The sequence below is a fragment of the Bacteroides sp. AF25-38AC genome, from assembly GCF_003602995.1.
Classification (GTDB): domain Bacteria; phylum Bacteroidota; class Bacteroidia; order Bacteroidales; family Bacteroidaceae; genus Bacteroides; species Bacteroides uniformis.
Genome location: NZ_QTMD01000023.1, coordinates 12127 through 36271, shown reverse-complemented (window position 1 = coordinate 36271; position 24145 = coordinate 12127). Strand labels below are relative to the sequence as shown.

15 protein-coding genes are annotated in these 24145 nt (G+C 51.1%); 4 read left to right on the top strand and 11 right to left on the bottom strand.

The window, feature by feature from the left end; translation table 11 throughout:
* Nucleotides 1-13: 13 nt before the first annotated feature.
* Nucleotides 14-1276, bottom strand: coding sequence for a TolC family protein (locus tag DWY55_RS15250; RefSeq protein ID WP_035448616.1), 1263 nt, complete (start codon nucleotides 1274-1276; stop codon nucleotides 14-16).
* A gap of 191 nt (nucleotides 1277-1467) precedes the next feature.
* Between DWY55_RS15250 and DWY55_RS15245 the strand changes: the two genes are divergently transcribed.
* A complete protein-coding gene (locus DWY55_RS15245; protein WP_044468007.1) occupies nucleotides 1468-2361 on the top strand; it encodes a helix-turn-helix domain-containing protein in 894 nt (297 codons plus the stop codon).
* Between the two features lie 2 nt (nucleotides 2362-2363).
* Here DWY55_RS15245 and DWY55_RS15240 read toward each other — a convergent pair whose 3' ends face one another.
* The 5 genes from DWY55_RS15240 to glmS form a co-directional block, all read right to left on the bottom strand.
* Entirely contained in the window at nucleotides 2364-2912 is a 549-nt protein-coding gene (locus DWY55_RS15240) for a methylated-DNA--[protein]-cysteine S-methyltransferase (RefSeq protein ID WP_057253060.1), read from the bottom strand.
* Between the two features lie 37 nt (nucleotides 2913-2949).
* Nucleotides 2950-6186 carry a carbamoyl-phosphate synthase (glutamine-hydrolyzing) large subunit gene (gene carB, locus DWY55_RS15235; protein WP_034529837.1) on the bottom strand — a complete coding sequence of 1079 codons (3237 nt, stop codon included), beginning with the start codon at nucleotides 6184-6186 and terminating at the stop codon, nucleotides 2950-2952.
* A 217-nt stretch (nucleotides 6187-6403) separates the two neighbouring features.
* Complete coding sequence (carA, locus tag DWY55_RS15230) at nucleotides 6404-7480, bottom strand: glutamine-hydrolyzing carbamoyl-phosphate synthase small subunit (protein WP_057253062.1); 1077 nt, start codon at nucleotides 7478-7480, stop codon at nucleotides 6404-6406.
* An 8-nt stretch (nucleotides 7481-7488) separates the two neighbouring features.
* A complete protein-coding gene (locus DWY55_RS15225) occupies nucleotides 7489-9372 on the bottom strand; it encodes an amidophosphoribosyltransferase (RefSeq protein ID WP_005837255.1) in 1884 nt (627 codons plus the stop codon).
* A gap of 153 nt (nucleotides 9373-9525) precedes the next feature.
* Nucleotides 9526-11370 carry a glutamine--fructose-6-phosphate transaminase (isomerizing) gene (gene glmS, locus DWY55_RS15220; protein WP_120178133.1) on the bottom strand — a complete coding sequence of 615 codons (1845 nt, stop codon included), beginning with the start codon at nucleotides 11368-11370 and terminating at the stop codon, nucleotides 9526-9528.
* Between the two features lie 365 nt (nucleotides 11371-11735).
* On the opposite strand from glmS, the gene gltB reads away from it, so the two are divergent.
* The 3 genes from gltB to asnB all read left to right on the top strand — a co-directional run bounded on the left by gltB (nucleotide 11736) and on the right by asnB (nucleotide 19501).
* On the top strand, nucleotides 11736-16289 hold the full coding sequence (gene gltB, locus DWY55_RS15215; RefSeq protein ID WP_371413377.1) for a glutamate synthase large subunit: 4554 nt from the start codon (nucleotides 11736-11738) through the stop codon (nucleotides 16287-16289).
* 84 nt (nucleotides 16290-16373) lie between these two features.
* Nucleotides 16374-17732 carry a glutamate synthase subunit beta gene (locus tag DWY55_RS15210; protein ID WP_117589607.1) on the top strand — a complete coding sequence of 453 codons (1359 nt, stop codon included), beginning with the start codon at nucleotides 16374-16376 and terminating at the stop codon, nucleotides 17730-17732.
* A gap of 41 nt (nucleotides 17733-17773) precedes the next feature.
* Nucleotides 17774-19501 carry an asparagine synthase B gene (gene asnB / locus DWY55_RS15205; RefSeq protein ID WP_057256479.1) on the top strand — a complete coding sequence of 576 codons (1728 nt, stop codon included), beginning with the start codon at nucleotides 17774-17776 and terminating at the stop codon, nucleotides 19499-19501.
* A 68-nt stretch (nucleotides 19502-19569) separates the two neighbouring features.
* Here asnB and DWY55_RS22020 read toward each other — a convergent pair whose 3' ends face one another.
* The 5 genes from DWY55_RS22020 to DWY55_RS15185 all read right to left on the bottom strand — a co-directional run bounded on the left by DWY55_RS22020 (nucleotide 19570) and on the right by DWY55_RS15185 (nucleotide 24133).
* Nucleotides 19570-19662 (bottom strand): smalltalk protein, encoded by a 93-nt coding sequence (locus DWY55_RS22020; RefSeq protein WP_005837261.1) that lies wholly within the window; start codon nucleotides 19660-19662, stop codon nucleotides 19570-19572.
* A gap of 40 nt (nucleotides 19663-19702) precedes the next feature.
* A complete protein-coding gene (locus DWY55_RS15200) occupies nucleotides 19703-20206 on the bottom strand; it encodes an HU family DNA-binding protein (protein ID WP_005827604.1) in 504 nt (167 codons plus the stop codon).
* Nucleotides 20207-20416: 210 nt separating this feature from the next.
* On the bottom strand, nucleotides 20417-21760 hold the full coding sequence (locus DWY55_RS15195) for a nucleotide sugar dehydrogenase (protein ID WP_117589587.1): 1344 nt from the start codon (nucleotides 21758-21760) through the stop codon (nucleotides 20417-20419).
* 35 nt (nucleotides 21761-21795) lie between these two features.
* Nucleotides 21796-22842, bottom strand: coding sequence for an NAD-dependent epimerase/dehydratase family protein (locus DWY55_RS15190; protein WP_133303488.1), 1047 nt, complete (start codon nucleotides 22840-22842; stop codon nucleotides 21796-21798).
* 40 nt (nucleotides 22843-22882) lie between these two features.
* A complete protein-coding gene (locus DWY55_RS15185; RefSeq protein WP_117589588.1) occupies nucleotides 22883-24133 on the bottom strand; it encodes a DegT/DnrJ/EryC1/StrS family aminotransferase in 1251 nt (416 codons plus the stop codon).
* Between the last annotated feature and the right edge of the window lie 12 nt (nucleotides 24134-24145).

Sequence of the window (24145 nt, the reverse complement as noted above, 5' to 3'; positions counted from 1 at the left end):
CGGATTATAGTCATTAATTGTTCAGCGTATATTTCAGCTGCCAGATGTTCATCAGCAACTGCACCTCATGCAATGCCTTGGTCTGTCGTGCCATACTTTCGTTGGTAATCTCCCGCAGCATATCGGTCACGGTCATTGTCCCGTTCTGCACCTTGGCCTCGGCTGCACGGCGGATATTCCCACGCAGACGGATAATCTCGTCATCATCCGCCATCTGGCGGCGCATGGATACAATGCCCGCATCCTGCTGCGTAGCCTGCAGGCGAATGTTGAAAAGGAACACATCCCGGCCGGTCTCTATCTGTTGGCGGGTATTGTCTATCCTGCGGCGGTCGTTCTTCAACGTATACAGACTGCCGAAATTCCAGGACATGCGCACCCCCGCCATGTAATAGGCGTTGAATTCATCTTTCAGCATATTCAATCCCGGATTGCCGTATGCCCCTTGTACAAAAAGGCCGAAACGCGGCATCAACCGGGTGTTCAAGGCTGCCTCCTGCTGGTGGAGTTGCTCTCCCTGCGCATCGTACCAACGAAGTTCGGGACGGTTGTTCATCTGCCGGTCTATGTTTTCTTCGGCAGCCGGTTTCAATAAAACCGTTTCGGAAGAGAGGTCCTTGCCCGTAAAGGCAGCAAGCATGCTGAGGTATGCACGGCGGGTGGTCTCCAATTCCACACGGTGCTGCCTGGTGTTCAGTTGCTCTACGCTGACTGCATCCAGGTCGCTCAGGGTGGCGATGCCATTGGCTATATAGTCGGCTACCTGCTTGTGGGTTCTTCCTAAATCTTCTTGCAAGAGGCTGTTCTGTTTCAGCTGTTCGTCCAACAGCAGGATGCCGAAAAAGAGCTGGTTCACCCGGTCAGTCAAGGCATACATGTCTACATGCTGTTTTTCCAGTTCCACTTCCGAGGCGGCACGCGTCAATCGTTTTCTGGAACGTATATCCCCACCATCCCAGAGGGTCTGCTGCACTTCGAGCATCACCTGGTACTGGTCTTTCGAAGCAGTCTTGATGTCGAGATTAGGGATTTCGACCGGTAGCCGGGTGATGTCACTCTGGTACGTGGCCTTGCCGGATAGGGAAAACTGGGGCAAGTAACCTTTTCCGGCATTGGAGAGGTCGTACCCGCGTGCCTTTTCTATCAGTCCGTATTGCCTGACCAACGGATAATTGTCTTGCGCCCGGCGCTGGCACTCTTCCAACGTGAGCTGGGCATGTGCCAGCATGGCGGCAAGAGAAAGGGTAAAAAAGAAAACGGTTCGTTTCATATCCATTCTGTTTCTTGTTTATTCTACATGGTTTTGTTCTATACACATGCAAAGATAAAGGCATAACCCTATAACCTTACAATCCATTTGTGCGCAAAGATGTTCTAATAGTACGACATTTCGTAGAAAAAGACAAATAATAGGAACACTTTATTATCTTTGCGGTGGAAATATACATTATTCATAAAGGGAAAGATATGGAAAAGAACAAACCGATAAGCGTCGCATTCGAGGACATCCGCAACAATCCGGATTTTATAGAACATTCCGAATACAGATTTATAAACGACGATTTGGGAATGGTCATCAGTTTTCAAGCAATGGGATTCAGGCTATTCCGCACCCAGCAACCTTATCGTGCCAAAGAAGGAAGGATTGTACGCATCATGCAAGGTAAGGGCCGAATCTCCATCAATCTTATCGAATATGAAGCTACAGCCCACGATATTATTATCATCCCTGACAATTCGCTGATAGAAATATCGGAAGTCAGTCCCGACTACGAATTCCAAGTCATCATGCCCACTGCCAATTTTCTGCCCGTACTACAGAATTCCATTCTTTCGGAAGCTTATACACGAAACGGAATCCGCCTTTCATGCAACAACGAGGAATGGGCACACATCAGCAGCTTCTTCTCTTTATTGTGGAATATACTACATTGTTTGCCCTACCGCCGCGGAGCTGTACAGCACTTGATTGTCTCACTTCTCTATAACCTTAAGTATATCCACGAGCACACATGCAAGTCAACTCCGGCACGCCTTTCACGCCAGGAAGAGCTATTCCGCCGCTTCATCGCTTTGGTGAACCAACACAGCAAGCACGAACGCAACGTCAACTTCTATGCCGACAAGCTATGCCTGACACCGCACTATCTGAGCTCGGTGATACGTGAAACAAGCGGACAAACCGTGATGCAATGGATTAATCAAGCAGTTATCCTCGAAGCCAAAGTATTGCTGAAACACAGTAATCTACTGGTGTTTCAAATATCAGACGAACTGAACTTTCCCAATCCGTCGTTCTTCTCGAAGTTCTTCAAACGTATGACGGGGATGACACCGGCGGAATACCAGAAACAAACCTGACCTCAAAACAGCTGTCCTATACGGGAGCCTGACGGTCCGTCGCAAGAGTCCGCTTCCAATGCCAGCATCCCTTGTTTGGCTGCCAGTCCACCGGCATAGCCTATCAGCGTATGGTTGCTGCCCACCACACGATGGCAGGGGATGAGTATGGAGAGGGCATTTGCCCCATTGGCAGCCGCCACCGCACGTACGGCTTTCGGATTGCCCAGCTTTCGTGAAAGCTCGCCGTAGGACACTGTTTTTCCGTAAGGGATGTTCTGCAACTCCTGCCACACCGTCCGCTGGAATTCTGTTCCGACTGCAAGCAGTGGAACATCGAATATGGTCCGCTTACGGGCAAAATACTCATCCAACTGAATGATTGCCCTTGCAATCACTTCCGAAGTGCCTTCCTCATAATCGGCATGCAGCGCCTGCCGTATGCGCTTATCAACGGTTACTCTACGTTTCTCGTTCAGCATCCAGTCGCATAGGCAGAGTTTATCGCCGAAAGAGCCGAGGAGCAACTCGCCATAAGGAGATTGATAGTATTGGGTCAAAATTGTTTCCATCGAACTTAGTTTTCAGCAAAGATAGCAAATTAAATTATCATTTGTACTCTGCCCACGACTTGATGGCCAAATCATCTGGCGTCATCGTGCAGAATGCATTGATGAACGCACTTGCCAGACGGGCATTCGTTATCAAAGGAATATTGAGGTCGATGGCGGCGCGGCGTATCTTGTAGCCGTTATCCAACTCGCCTGCGGTGAGGTTCTTCGGAATATTGACAACCATGTCTATCTCCTTGCGGTGCAGCATGTCGAGTGCCTGCGGCTGGCGTTCGGGTTCGCTGGGCCAGTAGACGCGCGTATTCTCCACACCGTTCTCCGTAAGGAAATTGCTGGAACCACCCGTGGCAAATATCTTATACCCCTTCTTCTGAAGCATACGCGCGGCAGAAAGCATGTCCACTTTCTGCTTCGGAGTACCGGTAGAAAGCAGGATATTTTTCTCTGGAATACGATATCCCACGGAGAGCATCGCCTTGAGAATGGCGCAGGAAGTATCGCTGCCGATGCAACCCACCTCGCCCGTACTTGCCATATCCACCCCCAGTACCGGGTCGGCCTTCTGCAGACGGTTGAAGGAGAACTGGCTCGCCTTGATGCCTACATAATCCAAATCGAACAGATTCTTGTCCGGCTTCTGTACCGGAATGCCGAGCATCACCTTCGTGGCAAGTTCAATAAGGTTTATCTTCAGCACCTTGCTGACAAACGGAAACGAACGGCTGGCGCGGAGGTTGCACTCAATCACCTTGATGTCGTTCTCGCGTGCCAGATACTGGATATTGAACGGACCGGAGATGTTCAGCTCACGGGCAATCTCGCGGCTGATGCGCTTGATGCGGCGCACCGTCTCCACATACAACTTTTGTGGCGGGAACTGGATAGTGGCGTCACCGGAATGCACTCCGGCAAACTCGATATGCTCACTGATGGCGTACGCGATAATCTCTCCATCTTGCGCCACAGCATCCATCTCCACCTCCTTGGCATGCTCAATGAACTGGCTCACCACTACGGGATGTTTCTTGCTGACATTCGCCGCCAGCTTCAGGAAGCGTTCCAGCTCCTCCCGGTTGGAACAGACGTTCATCGCAGCGCCGGACAATACGTAGGAAGGACGGACCAATACCGGGAAGCCCACCTTATCCACAAAGGCGTTGATGTCCTCCAGGGAGGTCAGCGCCCGCCATTCGGGTTGGTCTACACCAATGCGGTCGAGCATGGCGGAGAACTTGTCACGGTCCTCGGCATTGTCGATGCTCCTGGCGCTTGTGCCGAGAATAGGTACCTTCTGCGCATCGAGGCGCAGGGCAAGGTTATTCGGTATCTGACCACCGGTAGAGACAATCACCCCGTGGGGATTCTCCAGTTCGAGAATATCCATCACGCGCTCGAAGGTGAGCTCGTCGAAGTAAAGACGGTCGCACATGTCATAGTCCGTAGACACGGTTTCGGGGTTGTAGTTTATCATGACACTGCGGTAGCCTTCCTGGCGGATGGTGTTCAGGGCCTGCACGCCGCACCAGTCGAACTCTACGGAAGAACCGATGCGGTAGGCGCCGGAGCCCAATACGACAATGGACTTGCGGTCGCCGAGGTAACGGACATCATTTGCCGTGCCGCTATACGTCAGGTAGAGATAGTTGGTCTGTGCGGGATATTCGGCGGCAAGGGTATCTATCTGCTTCACTACGGGCAGAATGCCTGCACTCTTGCGGAAATTGCGGACGGCAAGGATGGCTTCTTCGCCGTCCATTGCTTGTTCCAAGCCGAGGGCACGGGCTATCTGGAAATCAGAGAAGCCTTGTACTTTGGCTTTACGCAATAAGTCCACGGGAATCATTGGCAACTCTCCATCAGCCATAAAAGAGTGCAGTTCCCTGCTGGTATCCATGATGTTCATCAACTTCTCCAGGAACCAACGGTCTATCTTGGTCAATTCGTGTACCTGGTCCACCGTATACCCGGCACGGAAGGCTTTGGAGATGACAAAGATACGCTTGTCCGTCGGTTCGCGCAGAGCCTTGTCCAAATCGGCAATCACCAGTTCCTTGTTCTCTACGAAGCCGTGCATGCCCTGGCCTATCATGCGAAGCCCCTTCTGGATGGCTTCCTCGAAAGTACGGCCGATAGCCATCACCTCGCCTACCGACTTCATGCTCGAACCCAGCTCTTTGTCCACCCCGTGGAACTTGCCCAAATCCCAACGCGGTATCTTGCAAACCACATAGTCCAGGGCGGGTTCGAAGAAAGCGCTTGTGGTCTTTGTCACAGAGTTGTTCAAGTCGAACAAGCCATAGCCCAAGCCGAGTTTTGCCGCTACAAATGCCAACGGATAACCCGTTGCTTTAGAGGCAAGTGCAGACGAACGGCTCAAGCGTGCATTTACCTCGATTACCCGGTAGTCCTCGCTCATCGGGTCGTAGGCATACTGCACGTTACACTCTCCCACAATGCCGATGTGACGGATAATGCGGATAGCGAGTTCACGCAATTTATGATAGTCCGTATTGCTCAACGTCTGTGACGGGGCAATAACGATGGACTCACCCGTATGGATGCCCAGGGGGTCGAAGTTCTCCATGTTGCAGACCGTGATGCAGTTGTCGAAGCGGTCGCGCACCACCTCGTATTCCACTTCCTTCCATCCCTTCAGCGATTTCTCCACCAGCACCTGCGGGGAGAAGGAGAAGGCTTTCTCCACCAGCACATTCAGCTCTTCTTCATTGTCGCAGAAGCCCGAACCCAGTCCGCCAAGCGCATATGCGGCACGGACAATGACCGGGTATCCCAGTTCCCGGGCTGCGCGACGGGCATCCGCCGCATTCTCCACGGCTTCGCTCTTGATGGTCTTCACATCAATCTCATTCAGTTTCTGCACAAAGATTTCACGGTCCTCCGTGTCAATGATGGCCTGCACGGGAGTGCCGAGAACCGTCACGCCGTACTTCTCGAAAATCTTGTCTTTATAGAGGGAGACACCGCAGTTCAGTGCCGTCTGTCCGCCAAAAGCAAGCATGATGCCGTCCGGGCGCTCCTTCTCTATCACCTTCTCCACGAAGTAAGGAGTGACGGGCAGGAAGTAAATCTGGTCGGCAACTCCTTCCGAGGTCTGCACCGTGGCAATGTTCGGATTGATGAGAACCGTGTAGATGCCTTCCTCCTTCAATGCCTTGAGCGCCTGCGAACCGGAGTAGTCAAATTCTCCTGCCTCACCGATTTTCAGTGCACCGGAACCGAGCAGCAGGACTTTCTTTATATTGTTTTCTTTCATTTGCATATCTGTTTATTAAAAATGTAATAGTAGTAATAAAATCTTATCTTTCTCTTACCTTACACAATCAGTCACTAATTGAATGGCATTCAGTATAGGACTGAAAGGTATTCACTCTGGGACTGAATGACATTCAGTACGGGACTCATTATACCGTCTTTTACATACTGATTATCAAGAGATTACAAACACAACCATTCTTGATAAAATTCTCTTACTAAAGCAACTTCACAAAGTCATCAAAAAGAAACTCCGTATCCGTCGGCCCGCTGGCAGCTTCGGGATGAAACTGTGCGGAGAACCAGGGATTGCATTTGTGGCGGATTCCTTCATTAGAACCATCGTTCATATTGATGAAAAGCGGTTCCCAGTCTTCTGTCAGCGTATTGTTGTCTACGGCATACCCATGATTCTGTGAGGTGATGAAGCAACGTTCCGTACCCACCATACGCACCGGTTGGTTATGGCTGCGGTGGCCGTATTTCAATTTGTATATCTTGGCGCCCCCAGCTTTGGAAAGCAACTGGTTTCCCATACAGATGCCGAAGATGGGCAGTTTCTCGTTCTGCATTGCCTTGCGGATATGCTGCACGGCAGCATCGCAGGTATCGGGGTCGCCAGGGCCGTTGGAGATGAACAATCCGTCGAACTCCATCCCAGTATAATCATAGTCCCAGGGAACGCGAATCACTTCCACGTCACGTTTCAGCAGGCAGCGGATGATGTTATGCTTGACGCCGCAATCCACAAGGAGCACTTTCTTCTTACCGGTTCCTTCGTTGTAACGGATAACCTCCTTGCAGCTAACTTTATCCACATAATTCACATCGGCATAAGAGGCCTCAGGCATTTCATCCGATTCATCATCAAAGGCGATACGTCCCATCATCACCCCATGCTCGCGAAGCACCTTTGTCAGTTCGCGGGTATCGATACCCGTGATTCCCGGAATCTGTTCGCGCTTCAGCCAGTCACCGAGGCTTTCCACGGCATTCCAATGGCTATAATTTTCGCTATAATCGCTTACAATAATGGCTTCGGCATGGATATGCTCGCTCTCCATAAAAGTGGCAAGCCCATTCGGTTCGAGAGTAAAAGGCGGCACACCGTAATTGCCCACCAACGGATAGGTGAGCGTCATCAGCTGTCCGGCATACGAAGGGTCGGTCAGGCTTTCGGGATAACCCGTCATGGCTGTGTTGAAGACCACCTCTCCCGCTACCGGTTTTTCAAAGCCGAACGACTTGCCGTGGAAGCGGCTCCCGTCGTCGAGGATTAGAGTTACATTTCTCATTGATTCAATTAAAATTGATAAACTTGTTCTATATAATCAATAAATGCCTTGTTCAGCAGCTTCACACCGCCCGGCGTAGGATAATCGCCGCTGAAGTACCAGTCACCCGGATGCTTGGGGCAGGCCTCATGCAGCCCCTCGAGAGGCTGGTAGACAATCTGCACTTTGGCTTTCGTCCCTTTCGGAGTAAGAAGCTCCACCATCTTGGCAGAGATTTCCTCATCAGTGAAAGGAGCATAAATCTCCTTCACGTAATTCACCATCTGTTCTTTGGGCAGGCCTACCTGCTCCTTGGACTTGCGGTAGGCGGCGGCAATTACATCGCGCATCTCGCGCTCCTTCAGCAGTTCCACAGCAGCCTTGAAGGCGATGAATTCGCTCATCTTAGCCATATCGATGCCGTAGTAGTCGGGATAGCGTACCTGCGGTGAAGAGCTTACAATGACTATCTTCTTTGGCTCCAGACGGTCAAGGATGCCGATGATGCTCTGCTTCAGGGTGGTTCCACGCACTATCGAGTCGTCGATGATGACCAGATTATCCACTCCCGGGACAAGGCTTCCGTAAGTGATGTCGTACACATGGGCGGCAAGGTCGTTCCGGCTGTTTCCTTCGGCAATGAAGGTACGCAGCTTGATGTCCTTGATGGCCACTTTCTCGCTCCGTATGCGCCGCGACAAGATATGCTCCAGTTCGTCGTGGCTGGGACTATGCCCCAAGGCGGCAATCTGCTGCACCTTCTCCTCGTTGAGGTAGTCGTCCAATCCCTGCAACATACCGTAGAAGGCGACTTCCGCCGTATTGGGGATGAAGGAGAAGACGGTATGGTCCACATCGTTGTCGATGGCTTTCAATATGTTGGGTACAAGTTTCTCACCCAGCAGTTTACGTTCCCGGTAAATGTCCACATCACTGCCCCGGCTGAAGTAGATGCGCTCGAAGGAACAAGGTTTCACCTCGCGCGGCTTGTTGATTTGCACGGTGCGCACCTTGCCGGCCTTGTTGATAAACATGGCTTGTCCGGGTTGCAGCTCCTTGATGGATTCGACAGGAACATTAAGGGCTGTCTGTATCACGGGACGTTCGCTGGCAAGCACCGCTATCTCGTCGTCCTGATACCAGAAGGCTGTACGGATGCCCCATGGGTCGCGTACGGCAAAAGTCTCTCCGCTTCCGGTAAGTCCGCACATCACGTATCCCCCGTCCCACTCCTTGCTCGAAGTGCGCAGTACGTTGGCAAGGTCGATGTGGTTTTCTATATAACGGGTGATGTCCATGCCTGCCAGCCCTTCCGCTTCGGCAAGGTTGAAGAGGCGCTCCACTTCGCGGTCGAGGCGATGTCCCAACTGCTCCAGCATGATGTAGGTATCGGCATATTTGCGCGGATGCTGGCCGATGGCGGTAATGCGTGCGAAGATTTCATCCACATTCGTCATGTTGAAGTTGCCGCAGAGGGCAAGATTCTTGGCACGCCAGTTGTTTCTCCGGAGGAACGGGTGCACGTACGAGATGCCGGACTTTCCGGTAGTGGAGTAACGCAGGTGTCCCATATAGACCTCCCCTGCAAAGGGCAGCACACGCTTGGCATAGTCCGCATCATGCAGCTGTTCCTTGGTCAAGTCCTTGAAGTGACCCTGCACCGTACCGAAAATTTCGGTAATGGCGCCCGAGCCGAGAGCACGCTCACGGAACATATATTCCTCGCCGGGACTGGCTTCCAGTTTCACGCAGGCCAGTCCGGCACCTTCCTGCCCACGGTTGTGTTGTTTCTCCATCAGGAGATAGAGCTTGTTGAGTCCGTACATCCATGTTCCGTACTTCTCTTCATAGTACTCCAGCGGTTTCAGCAGGCGTATCATGGCGACGCCGCATTCATGCTTCAGTTGTTCCATCTATTTATTTACAATTTACCATTTACAATGTACAATTTTAAGTGTACAATTTTCTTTTCCTTATTATAGCATACAATTACCATTTACATTTACCCCTCCCAAGCGCAGCCCCATTGTACATTGTACATTGTAAATGGTAAATTGTACATGTCCTCATTCTACAGTCACCGATTTCGCAAGATTCCTCGGCCGGTCCACATCCATTCCCTTGCACACGGCAATGTGATAGGCAAGTAATTGCAGAGGTACCGTAGTTATTAACGGATCAAGGCACTCCATTGTTTCGGGAAGCTCGATGCAAGTGTCGGCTATTTTACTGATGACCGTATCTCCCTTTGTCACAATGGCGATAACCCTGCCTTTACGCGCCTTTATTTCCTGGATATTGCTCAGCACCTTTTCGTAAAGCCCATTCCGGGTGGCAATAACCACCACCGGCATCTCGGCATCCACCAGGGCAATGGGGCCGTGCTTCATTTCGGCGGCAGGATAGCCTTCGGCATGGATATACGAAATCTCCTTCAACTTCAAGGCGCCTTCCAAGGCTACGGGATAACTGTATCCGCGTCCCAGATAGATAAAGTTGTGTGCATAGGTGAATATCTTGGAAAGTTCCGCTATACGGTCGTTCAGTTTCAAGACCTCCTTCATCTTGTCGGGGATATGTCCCAATTCCTTGACAATTGCCAGGTATTGCCCTTCGTCCATCGTCTTTTTCTCTTTGGCAAGTGTCAGGGCCAGCATGGTAAGCACCGTTACCTGCCCGGTGAAGGCTTTGGTGGATGCCACCCCTATTTCCGGTCCCACGTGGATATAGGAACCCGTGTGCGTGGCACGGGGAATGCTGGAACCGACGGCATTGCAGATGCCGTATATAAATGCCCCACGGTTTCTGGCAAGCTCCACGGCAGCCAGCGTATCGGCCGTTTCACCGCTTTGCGAGATGGCAATCACCACATCGTTGCTGTCAATCACCGGGTCGCGGTAACGGAACTCACTGGCATACTCCACCTCCACCGGAATACGGCAGAAGCTTTCAATCAAATGCTTGCCGATGAGGGCGGCATGCCATGACGTACCGCATGCCACGATGACGAAGCGTTTGGCCGCCAGCAGACGTTCCTTATAATCAATCACTGCAGAAAGAACCACGTTCGTACCCTCCACATTGATACGCCCGCGCATGCAGTCGTGAATGCAGCCGGGCTGTTCGAAGATTTCCTTCAGCATGAAGTGCGGATAACCGCCCTTCTCCAGCTGGCCGAGATTGAGCGCTACCGTCTTTACCTCGTGCGGACATTCCACATTCTTCAGGTTAACAACCTTCAGCTTCTCTCCCCGACGGATGAGGGCAATCTCTTCGTCTTCCAGATACACCACCTTATCCGTGTATTCCACAATCGGCGTGGCATCCGAAGCCAGGAAAAACTCTCCTTCACCGATGCCCACCACCAGCGGACTGCTCTTGCGTGCAGCGATTATCCCATCCGGATTGTCCTTGTCGAGCACCGCAATGGCATACGCCCCAATCACTTCCTGCAAGGCAAGTTGCACCGCCGTCAGCAGGTCAATATGGTTTGTCACCTGAATGTATTCAATGAGCTGTACCAGCACCTCGGTATCAGTGCTGCTTTTAAATACATAACCTTTGGCTTGAAGTTTTTCTTTAAGGACGGCGTAGTTTTCAATAATGCCGTTATGGATGAGGGCGAGGCGTTCGGAAGAGGAATAATGGGGATGGGCATTGACGGAACAAGGTTCTCCATGAGTGGCCCAACGTGTATGTGCAATACCAATGCTACCGGAAATATCTTTTTGAGCAACGAAAGTTTCAAGTTCCGAAACCTTACCTTTCGCTTTGTACACGTTCAACTGTCGGTTATCACTGATTAATGCTACCCCCGCACTATCATATCCACGGTACTCCAACCGCTTCAGACCCTTGATAAGAATGGGGTAGGCTTTCCTTTGACCTATATAGCCTACTATTCCACACATAATGTATCAGTATTTGATTTTGCGTTGCAAATATACATATTCTTAAGAACATAAAGTTAATCTTTCCACTATTTATTTATCAAAAGAATAGAAAAAAGTTGTTTTTACATCAAAAAGTTAAAGAAAGTATTATTTTAAAAGCAAAAGGCTCAATTTATAAATCCAAATCAAACCGTCTGATTTTGATTTAGGATTAAAAGAAAACAGAGGGTGTTTTCTATCAATTCATAACTTCATCTTCTATCGCAGGAATTTTGCAAGAAAGAAGGCAGGAACACATATTATCATTTTGCAATTAATACCATATATTTGCCGAACATTTTGAAACCACAAACAATATTATACAGCAATAAAGAAAGCTTATAATCATGAAACAAGAACTTTTTAACAACAAAACAAAAGCAGAGGATTACCAGCGACAGCCCAAACAGTTGGGCTTGTATGAGGCATCCCATGAGCACGATGCCTGCGGAGTAGGCATGCTGGTCAATATCCAGGGAGGAAAATCACATGAACTGGTAGAATCGGCATTGAAGGTACTGGAAAACATGCGCCACCGTGGAGCGGAAGGGGCGGACAACAAAACCGGAGACGGTGCCGGCATCATGCTGCAGATACCGCACGAATTCATTCTGTTGCAGGGCATTCCCGTTCCCGAGAAAGGAAAATACGGCACCGGCCTGCTTTTCCTTCCCAAAGACGGAAAAGACCAGGCTGTCATCTTGAGCGTCATTATCGAAGAGATTGAAAAGGAGGGATTGACCCTGATGCATCTGCGCAACGTGCCCACTTGCCCCGAAATATTGGGAGAAGCGGCTCTTGCCAACGAACCGGACATCAAGCAAATTTTCATCACCGGATTTACGGAAAGCGAAACCGCCGACCGCAAACTCTATATAATAAGGAAAAGGATAGAGAACAGAATACGCAAGTCGGACATCCCCACCCGCGAGGATTTCTACATCGTCTCGCTCTCTACGAAGAACATCGTCTACAAGGGCATGCTCTCTTCCTTGCAGTTGCGCAACTACTTCCCCGACCTCACCAACAGCTACTTCACCAGCGGACTGGCATTGGTGCACTCCCGTTTCAGCACCAACACTTTCCCCACCTGGGGACTGGCACAGCCTTTCCGCCTGCTGGCACACAACGGCGAAATCAATACCATCCGCGGCAACCGCGGCTGGATGGAAGCCCGTGAGAGTGTACTCTCCTCTCCCGCCCTGGGAGACATCCGGGAGATACGCCCCATCGTGCAACCGGGCATGAGCGACAGTGCCTCGCTGGACAATGTGCTCGAGTTTCTCATCATGTCGGGCCTGAGCCTGCCGCACGCCATGGCCATGCTCGTGCCGGAATCTTTCAACGAAAAGAATCCCATCAGCGAAGACCTGAAAGCTTTCTATGAATACCACTCCATCCTGATGGAGCCGTGGGACGGACCGGCGGCACTGCTTTTCAGCGACGGGCGCTATGCAGGCGGCATGCTCGACAGAAACGGACTGCGCCCTGCACGCTACCTGATTACGCAGGGCGGCATGATGGTAGTGGCCAGCGAAGTCGGCGTGATGGATTTCGAGCCGGGAGACATCAAGGAAAAAGGACGCCTGCAACCGGGCAAGATACTGCTTATAGACACCGAGAAAGGCGAAATATATTATGACGGCGAACTGAAGAAACAACTTGCCGAAGCCAAACCATACCGCACTTGGCTGGCCGGCAACCGCATCGAGCTGGACGAACTGAAAAGCGGTCGCAAAGTCTCCCATAGCGTGGAGAACTACGACAGCATGCTGCGCATCTTCGGCTACTCCAAAGAAGACGTGGAACGGCTGATTGTCCCGATGTGTACCACCGGTGCCGAACCCATCAACTCCATGGGCAATGACACCCCGCTGGCAGTACTCTCGGACAAGGCGCAACTACTGTACAACTATTTCCGCCAGCAGTTTGCCCAAGTCACCAACCCTCCTATCGACCCGATACGCGAAGAACTGGTAATGTCGCTGACCGAATACATCGGAGCCGTAGGCATGAACATACTGACACCCAGCGAAAACCATTGCAAGATGGTGAGGTTGAACCATCCCATCCTGAACAACGCCCAGCTGGATATTCTCTGCAACATCCGGTACAAAGGCTTCAAGACCGTGAAACTGCCCCTGCTCTTCGAAGTGGCAAAAGGGTGCCAGGGATTGCAGCAAGCATTGGCAACCCTCTGCAAGCAGGCGGAAGAATCCGTCAACGAAGGAGTGAACTACATCGTGCTTTCCGACCGCGACGTAGACGCCGCCCATGCCGCCATTCCGTCACTGCTTGCCGTGTCGGCGGTACACCACCATCTTATCTCCGTGGGCAAACGGGTGCAGACGGCACTGATTGTAGAAAGCGGCGAAATCCGCGAAGTGATGCACGCCGCACTGCTGCTGGGTTTCGGAGCCAGCGCACTGAATCCGTATATGGCTTTTGCCGTCATCGACAAACTGGTGAACGAAAAGGAAATACAGCTCGATTACGCCACTGCCGAAAAGAAATATATCAAGTCCGTCTGCAAAGGCTTGTTCAAGATTATGAGCAAGATGGGCATCAGCACCATCCGTTCTTACCGGGGCGCGAAAATTTTCGAGGCCGTAGGACTGAGCGAGGAGTTGAGCAATGCCTACTTTGGCGGACTGAGTTCACGCATCGGAGGCATACGCCTGGATGAAGTGGCACGCGACGCCATCGCCTTCCACAAGGAAGGGATGGAGGTTCTTAAAAAGAAGGGGGAAGCGGAGCTATTGCCGAACCGCGGACTGTATGCCTTCCGCAAGGATGGTGAGAAGCACGCCTGGAACCCGGAAACCATCAGCACACTGCAACTTGCCACACGCCTGGGAAGCTATAAGAAATTCAAGGAGTTCACTGCCATGGTAGACAGCAAGGAATCTCCCATCTTCCTACGCGATTTCCTCGACTTCCGCCGCGCTCCTATCAGCATAGACCGGGTGGAACCGGTAGAGAACATCGTACAGCGCTTTGTCACCGGCGCCATGTCCTACGGCTCCATCAGCCGCGAAGCCCACGAAGCCATGGCTATTGCCATGAACAAGCTGCATGGCCGGAGCAATACGGGCGAAGGAGGCGAAGACCGGGCACGCTTCATGCCGCGCGAAGACGGCACCAGTCTGCGCAGCGCCATCAAGCAGGTGGCCTCAGGACGTTTCGGTGTCACCGCTGAATATCTGGTGAATGCGGACGAAATACAGATAAAGATTGCCCAAGGCGCCAAGCCGGGCGAAGGTGGGCAGCTGCCGGGCTTCAAAGTGGATGAAGTGATTGCCAAGACACGCCACTCCATTCCGGGCATCTCGCTGATTTCCCCCCCGCCCCACCACGACATTTACTCCATCGAAGACCTGGCACAGCTCATCTTCGACCTGAAGAACGTGAACCCACGGGCAAAAATCAGCGTGAAGCTGGTGGCAGAAAGCGGTGTGGGCACCATTGCCGCCGGTGTGGCAAAGGCAAAGGCCGATTTGATAGTCATCTCGGGTGCAGAGGGTGGTACGGGAGCTTCTCCTGCATCATCCATCCGCTATGCAGGTATCTCGCCCGAACTCGGTTTGAGCGAAACGCAGCAGACACTGGTGCTGAACGGCCTGCGCGGACAAGTGATGCTGCAAGTGGACGGACAGCTCAAAACAGGCCGTGACATCATACTGATGGCAATGCTCGGAGCCGAAGAATTCGGTTTCGCCACCAGCGCCCTGATCGTACTGGGTTGCGTAATGATGCGCAAATGTCACCAGAACACCTGCCCCGTAGGGGTGGCGACACAGAACGAAGAACTGCGCAAGCGCTTCCGCGGACGCAGCGAGTATCTGGTGAACTTCTTCACTTTCCTGGCCCAAGAGGTACGCGAATACCTGGCGGAAATCGGGGTGGAACGCCTGGACGACATCATTGGACGTACAGACCTTATCGTCCGCAAGCCGGATGACGGAATCAGGAAACATCAGTTGATAAGCTTCGACAAACTACTGGCACGCGTAGACAATGAAGCCGCCATCCGCCACGTCACCGACCAACAGCATGGCATCGACCATGTGAAAGATGTAGAGATGCTACATGCCGCCGCCGAAGCCGTAGAGAACCAGAAGGAAATCTCGCTGGAGTACACCATCGCCAATACCGACCGTGCCTGCGGCGCCATGCTCTCTGGTGTCATTGCCGCAAAATACGGAGAAAAAGGGCTGCCCGAACATACGCTGAACGTGAAGTTCAAAGGCTCCGCCGGGCAGAGTTTCGGGGCATTCCTTGTCCCGGGTGTCAACTTCAAGCTGGAAGGCGAGGCCAACGATTATCTGGGCAAAGGTCTGAGTGGCGGACGTATCGCCGTCCTGCCTCCGGTACGGAGCAACTTCGAGGCAGAGAAAAACACGATTGCAGGCAACACCCTGCTTTACGGCGCCACAAGCGGTGAAGTTTACATCAACGGCCGTGCAGGCGAGCGCTTTGCCGTCCGCAACTCCGGTGCCACAGCCGTAGTGGAGGGTGTAGGCGACCACTGCTGCGAGTATATGACCGGCGGGCGCGTGGTAGTACTCGGACAGACGGGACGCAACTTTGCCGCAGGCATGTCCGGCGGTGTGGCCTACGTATGGAACCGGGACGGCAACTTCGACTATTTCTGCAACATGGAAATGGTGGAACTGAGCCTCATCGAAGAGGCCTCCTACCGCAAGGAACTGCACGAGCTCATCCGCCAGCACTACCTGTACACCGGTTCCAAACTGGCACGCACCATGCTCGATGACTGGCCACGCTATGCCGACCAGTTCATCCAGGTAGTCCCTATCGAATACAAAAAAGTGCTGCAAGAGGAGCAGATGCAGAAATTGCAACAGAAGATTGCAGAAATGCAACGCGATTATTGAATCGCGAATTAATAATGAAAGAATGAAAGACTAAGGAAATTCCCCTTTCATTCTTTAATTCTTTAACTTTTTAATTTGTTCATCATGGGAGATCCAAAAGCATTCCTCAATATCCCCCGCCAAGAGGCGGGTTACCGTCCGATACACGAACGTATCACAGACTTCAGCCAAGTGGAACAGACACTGAACAGCCACGACCGCAAACTCCAGGCCTCGCGCTGTATGGACTGCGGCGTACCCTTCTGCCACTGGGCATGTCCGCTGGGCAATAAAGACCCGGAATTCCAAGACGCGCTCTACCGGGGCAAATGGCGCGAAGCCTATCAAATACTGAACAGTACGAATGATTTTCCGGAATTTACGGGACGCATCTGCCCTGCTCTTTGCGAGAAGTCGTGCGTACTGAAACTCTCGTGCAACGAACCGGTCACTATCCGCGAGAACGAAGCCGCCATCGCCGAGGCTGCTTTTCGCGAGGGCTACATCACCCCCCTCCAGCCCGAACGCAACGGAAAGAAAGTAGCCGTCATCGGCGCCGGCCCTGCCGGATTGAGCGTTGCCGTACGGCTGAACGCCAAAGGTTACGAAGTTACCCTATTCGATAGCAAACCGATGCCGGGAGGACTGCTGCGCTATGGCATCCCCAACTTCAAGCTGGACAAAGCCGTCATCGACCGCCGCATGAAAATCCTCGAGGCCGAAGGAATCTTGTTCAAGATGGGAGTCCATGTCGATGTACAGAAACTGCCTGCCGGATTTGATGCCTACGCCATTTGTACCGGTACGCCCACCGCCCGCGACCTCTCCATTCCGGGCAGGGAGCTGAAAGGCATCTACTTTGCCCTCGACATGCTGGCACAGCAGAACCATATTCTGGATGGAGATACCTTCCCGAAAGACCAACTCGTCAACGCCCGCGGCAAACGGGTACTCGTCATCGGCGGCGGCGATACCGGGTCTGACTGTATAGGCACCAGCATTCGCCAGGGAGCCGTCAGCGTAACCCAGATTGAAATTATGCCCCAACCGCCCATAGGACACAACCCGGATACTCCCTGGCCGCAATGGCCCGTCGTACTGAAAACCACCAGCAGCCACGAAGAAGGCTGTACCCGTCGATGGTCCCTCGCCTCTACCCGGTTCATCGGGAAGAACGGCAGGGTATGCGGTGTGGAAGTGGAAGAAGTGGAGTGGCTTCCGGCAACAGACGGTAACCGCCCTATCATGAAATCTACGGGTAAGAAAGAGGTCATCGAAGCCGATATGGTGCTTCTTGCCATGGGTTTCCTCAAGCCCGAGCAACCGAAGTTTGCAGAGAACGTATTCGTGGCAGGCGATGCCGCCCACGGCGCCAGCCTCGTGGTACGTGCCTTGGCCGACGGACGACGAGTGGCAACAGAAATAGATCGTTACCTCGAACCTCTAAAAGAAAACAAGAAATGATTTCCCTTTCTTTAATTTTTAACCTTTAATTTTTAATTCTCATGTGTGGAATAGCAGGAATCTTCAACATACAGTCTCAAACTCCTGAGTTGAGAAACAAAGCGCTACGGATGGCGCAGAAAATCCGTCATCGTGGGCCGGACTGGAGTGGCATCTACGTAGGCGGCTCCGCCATTCTCGCCCACGAACGCCTCTCCATTGTCGACCCGGAATCCGGCGGACAACCCTTATATTCACCCGACCGCAAACAGGTGCTTGCCGTCAATGGCGAGATTTACAACCATCGCGACATCCGTGCCCGCTATGCCGGAAAATACGCCTTCCAGACAGGTTCCGACTGCGAAGTCATCCTTGCCCTTTACAAAGACAAAGGCATCCGCTTCCTCGAAGAGCTGAACGGCATCTTCGCCTTCGCCCTCTATGATGAAGAAACGGACGATTACCTCATCGCTCGCGACCCCATCGGCGTAATCCCCCTTTATATAGGACGCGACAAAGACGGACACATCTACTTCGGCAGTGAGCTGAAAGCTCTTGAGGGTTTCTGCGATGAGTACGAGCCTTTCCTTCCCGGCCACTACTACCGTGGGCGCGAGGGCAAGATGCACCGCTGGTACACCCGCGACTGGATGGACTATGCCGCTGTGAAAGACAACTACACCCCTGCCGCCGAACGCAATGCCGCGCCGGCTTCGATAGGCCGGACAGCCTACAGCACACAAGTCACGGCTGTGCACGACGCACTTGAAGCCGCCGTACAGCGCCAGTTGATGTCCGACGTCCCCTACGGTGTCCTGCTCAGTGGCGGACTCGATTCTTCCGTCATCTCTGCCATCGCCAAGAAATATGCCGCCAAACGCATCGAGACAGACAACAAGGCAGATGCCTGGTGGCCGCAGCTCCATTCCTTCGCCGTCGGCTTGAAGGGTGCTCCCGACTTGATTAAAGCCCGCGAAGTGGCCCGTCATATCGGTACCGTGCATCACGAGATAAACTATACCGTTCAGGAAGGCCTCGATGCTGTCCGCGACGTCATCTATTTCATTGAGACTTATGACATAACCACTGTCCGCGCCTCCACCCCCATGTATCTGCTGGCACGTGTCATCAAAAGCATGGGCATCAAGATGGTACTCAGCGGCGAAGGTGCGGACGAGGTGTTCGGCGGTTACCTTTACTTCCACAAGGCGCCCACCCCGCAAGCCTTTCACGAAGAAACCGTGCGCAAGCTCTCCAAACTGCATCTGTACGACTGCCTCCGTGCCAACAAAAGCCTTGCAGCCTGGGGAGTGGAAGGACGTGTCCCCTTCCTCGACAAAGAATTCCTGGATGTTGCCATGCGCATCAATCCGGCAGTCAAGATGTGCCCCGGCAAGGAGATAGAAAAGAAAGTAGTCCGCGAAGCCTTTGCCGACATACTCCCCCAGAGCGTTGCCTGGCGGCAGAAAGAACAGTTCTCCGACGGTGTGGGCTACAGTTGGATTGATACGCTGAAAGCCGTCACTGCCGCTGCCGTCAGCGACGAACAGATGGCACATGCCGCCGAACGCTTCCCGATACATACCCCGCAAAATAAGGAAGAGTATTACTATCGCACCATCTTCGAAGAGCATTTCCCCAGTGAAAGCGCAGCCCGGAGTGTTCCCAGCGTACCCAGTGTGGCATGCTCCACCGCCGAAGCGCTGGCATGGGACGCCTCTTTCCAAGGAAAGAACGACCCCAGCGGACGAGCAGTAGCGGGGGTACACGAAGAAGCATACAAGGATTAAAAAAAGAGCTGCCGACAGATTTCCTGCCAGCAGCTCTTCTCATTTTTTATTTATCAAATCCTATCGGACTAAAACATCATTGTCTGTCCGCCAATCACACCTGCCACAGCACTCGCTACGGCAATAATAAGTTTCAAAATCACATTCCACGTTTTCTTCATAAAGATTATCCATTATCTGATTAATAATTCATAGCTACTGTTATCCCAGTGGATTCTCACCTTGGTCTCCATCCGAATCCGAGCCTCCTCCTTCCGAACCGGAGCCGCCATCTGTAGAAGTCTTCCCCTTAAGATAATCATCCAAACTCACCAAATCCAGCCTTTCTCCAGCACGGGTAGCAGCCTTCGATATCTTCAGTTCCCTATTCGCCTGAAAACAGATACGGACGCTCTCCACACTCTTGGCTGTCACGTCATCAGCCTTTTCCTCACCTTTCGATTTGGCTGCCAGTATAAAGACACCCAGCCCGGCTATATTAACCGTCTTTCCTTCCAGCAACTGCTCTTTCAGCTTTTCCACAAAGTTCTGCATCGTACTCTTGATGTCACCGATAGACAGAGAAGAGCGGTCCTGCATCTTCTGTGCAATAAACGCCAAATCCACGCTTTGCCCCAATGTTACCAACTGCGGATAATACTTCTTGGGAGAGTTTTCAACCCTGGGGTCCGACGGTCTCTCCACCGTCCTAAAAATTACACTCATACTTTTTTTCTTTAGAGATTTAAATTCGTTTTCCTATTCACACGTTTCGTTGATCAACGATGCAAAGGTGAGGATTAAAAACTATGTAGCCAAAGAAAAAAGGTGCTTGGGAGTAGTTTTTCTGAGAAAAGTGATAAAGTATTAATTATAAGATAATTGATGCAGAACAAAGAATCTCTTCATGAAACAGATATAAATAAGATACCTTATTTAATCACGTTTAAAAATATCTCTCGTATAGACTTTGTCAGCCACATCATCCAAACATGCATCATAGCGGTTGGCAATAATGGCCTGCGAGATACGTTTAAATTCCTCCAAGTCATTCACGATAAGCGAGCCGAAGAAAGTACTGCCATCTTCCAATGTAGGTTCATAAATCACCAGTTTGGCACCTTTAGCCTTGATACGTTTCATTACCCCTTGAATGGAACTTTGGCGGAAATTATCCGAGTTTGACTTCATGGTCAACCGGAATACACCAATAGTTACCTCCTTTTCTTTCTCCGCATCATATACACTGTTACTTCCGTATGCACCGGCAATGTGCAGCACCCTATCGGCTATAAAGTCCTTACGCGTACGGTTACTCTCCACAATCGCCGACATCATATTCTGAGGCACATCGTCATAGTTGGCAAGCAACTGTTTGGTATCCTTGGGAAGACAATACCCACCATAACCGAAAGAGGGATTATTATAATGTGTACCGATACGGGGATCCAGACCTACACCATTGATTATGGCTTGCGCATCCAGCCCCTTCATCTCGGCATATGTATCCAGTTCATTGAAATACGACACACGCAGTGCCAGATAAGTGTTTGCAAAGAGCTTCACCGCCTCTGCCTCTTTCATGCCCATGAAGAGCGTGTCAATGTTCTCTTTCAATGCACCCTCATGCAGCAGCCGGGCAAATATACGTGCAAGTTCTTCCACCTCAGGATTTCCGATGGCACGAACTGCCGCATTCTCTTCCGCTGACACCCGGCCTTCCAAATCAATCATCTTCGGATAACCAACGATAATACGCGAAGGATACAAGTTATCATAAAGAGCTTTACTCTCTCTTAGAAACTCCGGAGAGAAAAGCAGGTTAAATTTTTTTCCTTTCAATTCCGATTTATACTGGAACATTGGTGCATACTTCACATAAAGCGAACGGCAATACCCCACAGGAATGGTTGATTTAATCACCATCACGGCATCCGGATTAACCTCAAGAACAAGGTCTATCACATCTTCTATATGATGCGTATCGAAAAAGTTTTTCTGAGGATCATAATTGGTAGGTGCCGCTATTACTACAAAGTCAGCCTCCTTGTAGGCAGACCTGCCATCCAGCGTAGCTGTCAGATTGAGTTCCTTTTCCGAAAGATACTTCTCGATATATTCATCTTGAATAGGCGACTTCTTATTATTAATCAGTTCCACCTTTTCAGATACCACATCCACAGCAGTCACTTTATGATGTTGTGCCAGCAGTGTCGCAATAGACAGTCCTACATATCCGGTACCGGCTACAGCAATCCGCAGTTTCTCAAAATCTTTCATGTCAGTTCAATTGGGTTATATAAATCAATGATGGATTATTTCATATAAAAGTCCTTATACCATTCAGCAAAATTTCTGAGGCCTTCCCGAAGCGAAGTATTCGGTTTGAAACCGAAATCCCGTCCCAAAGCAGTAGTATCCGCATAAGTCACAGGCACATCACCCGGTTGCATCGGTACTAATTCCTTATGTGCCTCGAAGTCATAGTCGGCAGGCAATACACCTGCCCTTATCAGTTCCTCCTGCAATATTTGGACAAAATCCAGTAAGTTCTCAGGATGATTATTGCCTATATTATAAACTTTATAAGGCGGTATAGGCAGACCATCTTCACCCATCCTACGTTCAGGAGCTTTTGCCATCACACGCATCACGCCTTCTACGATGTCATCCACATACGTAAAGTCGCGCTTACAGTTCCCATAATTAAATATCTTGATTTTCTCACCTTTCAGCAACTTATCGGTAAAACCAAAGTAAGCCATATCCGGACGACCTGCAGGACCATATACCGTAAAGAAACGGAGACCTGTGGACGGAATGTCATAAAGTTTAGAGTAAGCATGTGCCATCAGTTCATTACTTTTTTTTGTAGCAGCATAGAGGCTCACGGGATTATCCACCTTGTCATCGGTAGAATAAGGCACCTTTTTGTTCGAGCCATACACGCTCGACGAAGAAGCATAGACCAAGTGTTTCACCCCCTCCCTGCCCTCATCATACGAATGGCGGCAGGCTTCCAATATATTATAAAAGCCAATCAGATTGCTTTCGATATAGGCACCCGGATTCGTGATGCTATAACGCCCCCCCGCCTGTGCTGCCAAATTCACAACAATTTGCGGCTGATACTCATCAAACAGCTTGTCGACAAGTGCTTTGTCGGCTATGTTTCCTTTGACAAAGACAAATCTGTTTCCAAACTTCGTCAATTGCTCCAACCGCCATTGCTTAATGTTCACATCATAATAGGTATTCAAATTGTCCAAACCCACTACAAGGGTATCGAGCTGTTCCTCCAGCAGGCGCATACAGAGATTGCTGCCGATAAAACCGGCAGCTCCAGTTACTAATACGTTCATGGTTATGATTGATGGATTAATGCGCTTTGCGCAACTACACTTAGAGAATGGCTTCCTTTATCTTTTCAACGATGTATTTCACATCTTCATCTGTCACCCACGGACCTGCTGGCAAACAAAAACCTACCTTAAAGATTTCCTCCTCCACTCCGTTGGTGTAAACCACTGCATCTGCATATACAGGCTGCTTGTGCATGGGCTTCCACACCGGACGGGTTTCAATCCGGTTTGCCGCCATAAACACACGCAATGCCTCCACGTTGTCATTGGGCTGACAGTCTGTCGTGGCACTCTCCACAGCTTTTATCACACCGGCAGCACCGCCTACGGCTGTTTTTATCACCTCTTTATAGGCATTCTCCTGACCTTGTACCCTCACATTGGCATCCAGCGTAGCCGTACAGAGCCAGTAATTAGAGTCATAACACGAATCGGCAGGTTGCCGATGGATATGCACGCCCCTCACCTCTTTCAACAGTTCCTCATAAAGAGCCTGCACATGCTTGTGATGGTCGATATGTTCCTGTACCACCGTCATCTGTCCGCGACCGATACCTGCACAAATATTACTCATACGATAGTTGTAGCCAATGGCCGTATGCTGATAGTAAGGATAAGCATCACGCGCCTGCGTGGCATACCACATGACGGTATTCTTGTCCTCCACGCTCTGACAAACCAAGGCGCCACCACCCGAAGTCGTAATCATCTTGTTCCCGTTGAAACTCAACACACCGAACTTACCGAAAGTGCCCAATATCCGTCCGTCAAACTTAGAGCCAAAGCCCTCGGCAGCATCCTCCACTACCGGAATATCGTAACGGTCGGCAATTTCCATAATCCGTTTGCAATCGTAAGGCATACCGTAGAGAGCCACCGGAACAATCGCCTTTGGCTTCTTTCCTATCTTGGCGATACGGTCTTTTATCGCCTCCTCCAGCAGCACAGGGTCCATATTCCAAGTTTCCGGCTCAGAACCCACAAACACAGGCTTGGCACCCAGATAAGTGATAGGATGCGAAGAGGCACAGAAAGTAAAGCTCTGTACCAGCACTTCATCTCCCGGACCGACACCGCAAGCTATCAATGCCAAATGTACTGCTGCCGTACCCGCACTCAGTGCCACCACTTCATGTGTGCCGCCCGTAAACTGTTTCAAATCCTCCTCAAAAGCATTTACATTAGGTCCCAAAGGTACTACCCAATTGGTATCAAATGCCTCCTTCACATATTTCTGTTCCAATCCGGCTTTGCTCATGTGGGCGAGGCAGAGATAAATTTGCTTGTCCATAAGATATATATA

Bases quoted from the DNA above. Each gene is read 5' to 3' on its own strand.
- DWY55_RS15250 (WP_035448616.1), bottom strand. From the start codon at position 1,276: ATGGATATGAAACGAACCGTTTTCTTTTTTACCCTTTCTCTTGCCGCC.
- DWY55_RS15195 (WP_117589587.1), bottom strand. From the start codon at position 21,760: ATGAAAGATTTTGAGAAACTGCGGATTGCTGTAGCCGGTACCGGATAT.
- carA (WP_057253062.1), bottom strand. From the start codon at position 7,480: ATGAGAAATGTAACTCTAATCCTCGACGACGGGAGCCGCTTCCACGGC.
- DWY55_RS15225 (WP_005837255.1), bottom strand. From the start codon at position 9,372: ATGGAACAACTGAAGCATGAATGCGGCGTCGCCATGATACGCCTGCTG.
- DWY55_RS15185 (WP_117589588.1), bottom strand. From the start codon at position 24,133: ATGGACAAGCAAATTTATCTCTGCCTCGCCCACATGAGCAAAGCCGGA.
- DWY55_RS15245 (WP_044468007.1), top strand. From the start codon at position 1,468: ATGGAAAAGAACAAACCGATAAGCGTCGCATTCGAGGACATCCGCAAC.
- DWY55_RS22020 (WP_005837261.1), bottom strand. From the start codon at position 19,662: ATGAAGAAAACGTGGAATGTGATTTTGAAACTTATTATTGCCGTAGCG.
- DWY55_RS15240 (WP_057253060.1), bottom strand. From the start codon at position 2,912: ATGGAAACAATTTTGACCCAATACTATCAATCTCCTTATGGCGAGTTG.
- DWY55_RS15200 (WP_005827604.1), bottom strand. From the start codon at position 20,206: ATGAGTGTAATTTTTAGGACGGTGGAGAGACCGTCGGACCCCAGGGTT.
- glmS (WP_120178133.1), bottom strand. From the start codon at position 11,370: ATGTGTGGAATAGTAGGCTATATAGGTCAAAGGAAAGCCTACCCCATT.
- carB (WP_034529837.1), bottom strand. From the start codon at position 6,186: ATGAAAGAAAACAATATAAAGAAAGTCCTGCTGCTCGGTTCCGGTGCA.
- DWY55_RS15190 (WP_133303488.1), bottom strand. From the start codon at position 22,842: ATGAACGTATTAGTAACTGGAGCTGCCGGTTTTATCGGCAGCAATCTC.
- DWY55_RS15210 (WP_117589607.1), top strand. From the start codon at position 16,374: ATGGGAGATCCAAAAGCATTCCTCAATATCCCCCGCCAAGAGGCGGGT.
- asnB (WP_057256479.1), top strand. From the start codon at position 17,774: ATGTGTGGAATAGCAGGAATCTTCAACATACAGTCTCAAACTCCTGAG.